General features: G+C 64.2%; 3 protein-coding genes, 2 pseudogenes and 1 riboswitch. Of the genes and pseudogenes, 2 read left to right on the top strand and 3 right to left on the bottom strand.

The features are described 5' to 3' along the window. A pseudogene (locus EN991_RS24020) lies at nt 1-316 on the top strand (GguC protein); the annotation flags it as partial. A gap of 172 nt (nt 317-488) precedes the next feature. Here the strand turns inward: EN991_RS24020 and EN991_RS24015 are convergent. Both EN991_RS24015 and EN991_RS24010 read right to left on the bottom strand, forming a co-directional pair. Next, complete coding sequence (locus tag EN991_RS24015) at nt 489-1262, bottom strand: ABC transporter substrate-binding protein (protein WP_024503157.1); 774 nt, start codon at nt 1260-1262, stop codon at nt 489-491. Between the two features lie 100 nt (nt 1263-1362). Further along, the gene (locus EN991_RS24010; protein WP_127369693.1) at nt 1363-2457 is read right to left on the bottom strand and encodes a 2'-deoxycytidine 5'-triphosphate deaminase; all 1095 of its coding nucleotides are present in this window, start codon (nt 2455-2457) and stop codon (nt 1363-1365) included. 74 nt (nt 2458-2531) lie between these two features. After that, nucleotides 2532-2609, top strand: a riboswitch (SAM riboswitch). Between the two features lie 57 nt (nt 2610-2666). On the opposite strand from EN991_RS24010, the pseudogene EN991_RS24005 reads away from it, so the two are divergent. Beyond that, nucleotides 2667-3855, top strand: a pseudogene (locus tag EN991_RS24005) (O-succinylhomoserine sulfhydrylase). Nucleotides 3856-3862: 7 nt separating this feature from the next. On the opposite strand, the gene EN991_RS24000 reads toward EN991_RS24005, so the two are convergent. Next, nucleotides 3863-4685: glycosyltransferase (locus EN991_RS24000; RefSeq protein ID WP_127369692.1), on the bottom strand; the 823-nt coding region annotated here is incomplete at its 5' end.

Raw genomic sequence — 4685 nt, 5'->3', positions numbered from 1 at the left:
GCCGTCCGACATCCGCGGCACCTCGCGCATCGTGCGCGACAGCGAGGTGCTGTGGGAAAAGCCGTTCCTGTCCGGCGAAGCGAACATGTCGCACACCATCGCCAATCTCGAACATCATCATTTCAAATACGCGGCTTTTCGCCAGCCGGGTGACGTGCATGTGCACATGTTCGGCACGGCGACGCTGTCCTTCGCCGACGGCATCACGACCGAGGCCGGCGATGTCTTCGAGATCGAGGCCGGGGATTTCGGCCTGCCGCTGCGCAACCCGCTCGAGATCGAGCAGCCGGTGAAGGTGGCTGTGAAGGCGCTTTGAGAGCGCGCCTTTTCCTTCTCCCCAAGTGGGAGGTGGATCGGCGCGTTGGCGCCGAGACGGATGAGGGGTGTTCCAGCGGAGTGAAACGTTGGCGTTCCCTGGAACACCCCTCATCCGTCGCCTCCGGCGACACCTTCTCCCATAAGGGGAGAAGGAAAAAGGCGCCTCTGCCTCAATAAATATCGAAGTCGAAATACTTGGCCTGGATCTTCTTGTAGGTGCCGTCGGCAACGATCGCGTCGATGGCCGCGTTGAGCTTGTCGCGCAGGGCCGTGTCGTCCAGGCGCACGGCGATGCCGGCCTGGGTCTCGGTGCCCTTGACGTCGCCGACCAGCTTGCAGCAGCCGTCGCTTGCCTTCTTCAGCCAATCCATCAGCACGAACTTGTCCGAGATCACGGCGTCAAGACGACCGTTGGTCAGGTCGGTGATCGCCTCTTCCTGGGTGGGATAGAGTTTGGCCTCCGCGCCCGCCTTGCCATATTCATTCTGGGCATAGTCGGCCTGCGTGGTCGAAGCCTGGGCACCGACCGTCTTGCCGGCAAGGGCCGCCGGTTCGGTCGAGGTGAGATCGGTGTCCTTCGGCGCCACCAGAGCCAGCGGTGTCGTATAATATTTGTTGGTGAAGGCGACCTGCTTCTTGCGCTCCTCGGTGATGCTCATCGAGGCGATGATGGCGTCGAATTTCTTGGCCTGCAAAGCGGGAATGATGCCGTCCCAGTCCTGGGTAACGATCTCGCATTCGACCTTCATCTGCGCGCACAGCGCATTGGCGATGTCGATGTCGAAGCCTTCGACCTTGCCGTCGGCGGTAATGGTGTTGAACGGCGGATAGGCGCCCTCGGTGCCGATCTTGATTTTCTCCGCCGCCTGCACCGACAGAGAGCCGGCCAGTGTTGCCAGCATGGCAGCGCCCGCCGCCGATATGACCCATTTCGAAAATCGCATTTTCTTGGTTCCCCTTGAACGCCGCCAGCTTGACGGGCGGCAAGGCAGCCAAGCATGGCGAGCCGGTACAGGCAAGTATTTTGCCTTGGGGCAATGAGGGTCAGCGCGCGGCGCGGAAATGCTTGGACAGCTTCAGGCCCTGCGCCTGGTAGTTGGAGCCGAGATCGGTGCCGTAGAGCGCCTGCGGCCGCTTCAGCATATGCTCGTAGACCAGCCGGCCGACGATCTGGCCGTGGTCGAGGATGAACGGCACTTCATGGCTGCGCACTTCCAGCACCGCCCGGCTGCCGGTGCCGCCGGATCCGGAATGGCCGAAGCCCGGATCGAAGAAGCCGGCATAATGGACGCGGAATTCGCCGACCAGCGGATCGAAGGGCGTCATCTCGGCGGCGTAGAGCGGCGGCACATGCACCGCCTCCTGGCTGACGAGGATGTAGAATTCATCGGGGTCGAGCACCAGTTCGCCGGCGCCGCTCTTGTGGATCGGTTCCCAGAAGTCGACGACTTCCTGGGCCGCGCGCTTGTCGACATCGACGAGGCCGGTGTGATGCTTGCCGCGATAGCCGACCAAGCCGCTTTGATCGCCGTTGAGGTCGATCGACAGCGCGATGCCGCCGCCGGAAATGTTCGGCGGCTCGGTGGCGACCAGCATCTGCGTGCGATGCAGGTCGTGCAACTCGGCTTCCGAGAGCAGCGCATTGCCGATGCGGAAACGGATCTGCGACAGGCGCGACCCGGTGCGGACGACGATCGGGAAGGTGCGCGGGCTGACTTCCAGAAAGAGCGGGCCATGATAGCCGGCGGCGATCTTGTCGAACTCGTGGCCGCGATCGGTCATGACGCGGGTGAAGATGTCGAGCCGCCCGGTCGAACTCTTCGGATTGGCCGAGGCTGAAATGTCCGCCGGCAGCGCCAGGCTTTCAAGCAGGGGCACGATGTAGACGCAGCCGGTCTCCAGCACCGCGCCCTCGGCCAGATTGATCTCGTGCAGCTGCAGCCGGTCGAGCTTTTCCGAGACCTTGTGATTGGGGCCGGGCAGGAAGGAGGCGCGCACCCGCCAGGCCTTGTCGCCGAGCCTGAGATCGAGGCTGGCCGGCTGGATCTGGTCGGTGTCGAGCGCACGCGCCGACTTCAGCGCGCCGGACTGGAACAGCGCCGATATGTCCTGGTCGGGAAGAATGCCTGTCTGCCGCAAGGCTCCACTCCTGCTTGGTACAAACCTCTTAATGAAGCCGGCAATTGACGCAAGCGCGGTGCGGGTCTAAAGGGTCGTTATCCCGTGGTGATTTGGCCGGTCGGCTTGCAGCCACGTTAAACAAGTCGCTAAAGGACCGTCGGGCCGCAAGGCCGTATGGACCGGTTGCGACTTTCGCGGCCGGTTTTTTTGTGTCTGGAAGAAAAGCGATGAGCACCAAGAAGCGCAACTGGAAGCCTCAGACGGCACTCGTGCACAGCGGAACGCTGCGTTCCGGTTTCGGCGAAACGTCAGAAGCGATCTATCTCACCCAAGGCTATGTCTACGAAACGGCGCAAGCCGCCGAAGCCCGTTTCAAGGGCGAAGAGCCGGGTTTCATCTATTCGCGCTACGCCAATCCGACCGTCGACATGTTCGAGAAGCGCATGTGCGCGCTGGAAGGTGCCGAAGACGCGCGCGCCACCGCGTCGGGCATGGCCGCGGTGACGGCCGCCCTTCTGTGCAGCGCCAAGGCCGGCGACCATATCGTGGCGGCGCGTGCGCTGTTCGGCTCCTGCCGCTGGGTGGTCGAGACGCTGGCGCCGAGATACGGCATCGAGGCGACGCTGGTCGACGGCACCGACATCGCCAACTGGGGAAAAGGCGGTCAAGCCGAACACCAAGCTGTTCTTCCTGGAAAGCCCGACCAATCCGACGCTGGAAGTGGTCGATATCGCCGCTGTCGCTTCGCTTGCCAATTCGATCGGCGCCAGGCTGATCGTCGACAATGTCTTCGCCACGCCCCTGCAGCAGAAGCCCTTGCAGCTCGGCGCCCATATCGTCGTCTATTCGGCGACCAAGCACATAGACGGCCAAGGGCGCTGTCTCGGCGGCGTCATCCTGTCGGACAAGAAGTGGATCGACGAGAACCTGCACGATTATTTCCGCCATACCGGCCCAAGCCTTTCGCCTTTCAACGCCTGGACGCTGCTGAAGGGCCTGGAAACGCTGCCGCTGCGCGTACGCCAGCAGACGGAAAGTGCCGGCCGGATCGCCGATTTTCTGGCCGAACGGCCGGAAATCGCGCGCGTCATCTATCCCGGCCGCGCCGACCATCCGCAGGCCGACATCGTCAAGAAGCAGATGTCGGGCGGCTCGACGCTGATCTGCCTGGACGTCAAGGGCGGCAAGCAGGCGGCCTTCGCCTTGCAGAACGCGCTCGACATCGTCCTGATCTCCAACAATCTCGGTGACGCCAAGAGCCTGATCACCCACCCGGCGACGACGACGCACAAGAATCTCAGCGACGAGGCGCGCGCCGAGCTCGGCATCGGGCCGGGCACGCTCAGGCTGTCGGTTGGCCTGGAGGATGCCGACGATCTGCTCGAGGACATCGCGCAGGCGCTGAAGGCCAGGTAGGAGGCCTTCAGGCGCCGGACGGCGTCTCTTCCAGCTCGGCCGTCTTGGTACCGATGGTCATCGCATTGCCGCGCCAGTCGATGGCGCCGCCGAGCCAACCGCGCGCCCACATCGCCGGCAGGATCAGGTCGCGCGCCATGATCGCGGCGACCATGCGTGGCGACAGGTACCAGCCCTTGGACCAGGCCAGGGCGCACTCCGGAAGATAGAAGGCCGCCAGCACGGCAAGGGCGGTTGCCCAGAGGCTGAAGCCGGCGCTTGCCGCTGCAATCAGCGCAAGCACCAGCGGCACCACGGCGCCGGTCAGGATTTCGGGTGCGAAGAACAGCGGGAAAGTGACGCGGCGCAGGCGCGCCCAACGGGCCTGACGCGACCAGATCTCGTCAAACGAGCGCCGGCCAAGCGGCTGCTCGAAGGGGGCGGCGACGAGATTGACGCGCAGGCCGAGACTGTTCACCAGCTTGGTCGCAGCGGCATCCTCGGCGATCTCGGCGGCCAGCGCGCGGATGCCGCCCTTGGCGTCGAGCATCGGCTTGTTCCAGAGCATGCTCTTGCCCTGGGCAAAGCCGAGGCCGAGCGCCTCACCGGCATATTGCCAGCGCGCCTGCAGCGTGTTGAGGAAAGCGCATTCGACCTCGGCCCAGAAGCCGGCCGGCCGCGAGCCGATCGGCGTCGAGCAGACAAGGCCGGTGCCGGGCCGCCAGGCAGCCATCAGGTGCTGGATGTAGTCCCTCGGCATCAGCACGTTGGAATCGGCCAGGACGACCCAGTCGTGCCGCGCCGCTTCCCAGCCCTTGACGCAATTGTTGAGTTTCGGATTGGCGCTGATG

Source organism: Mesorhizobium sp. M7A.F.Ca.US.005.03.2.1 (genome assembly GCF_003997795.1).
Classification (GTDB): Bacteria; Pseudomonadota; Alphaproteobacteria; order Rhizobiales; family Rhizobiaceae; genus Mesorhizobium; species Mesorhizobium ciceri.
Note: the sequence above shows the minus strand (reverse complement) of the source record. Positions and strands in the feature narration are given on the sequence as shown.

What these genes read in the sequence shown, in the direction of transcription:
- EN991_RS24015 (WP_024503157.1), bottom strand. Translation starts at nt 1,262, where the DNA reads ATGCGATTTTCGAAATGGGTCATATCGGCGGCGGGCGCTGCCATGCTG.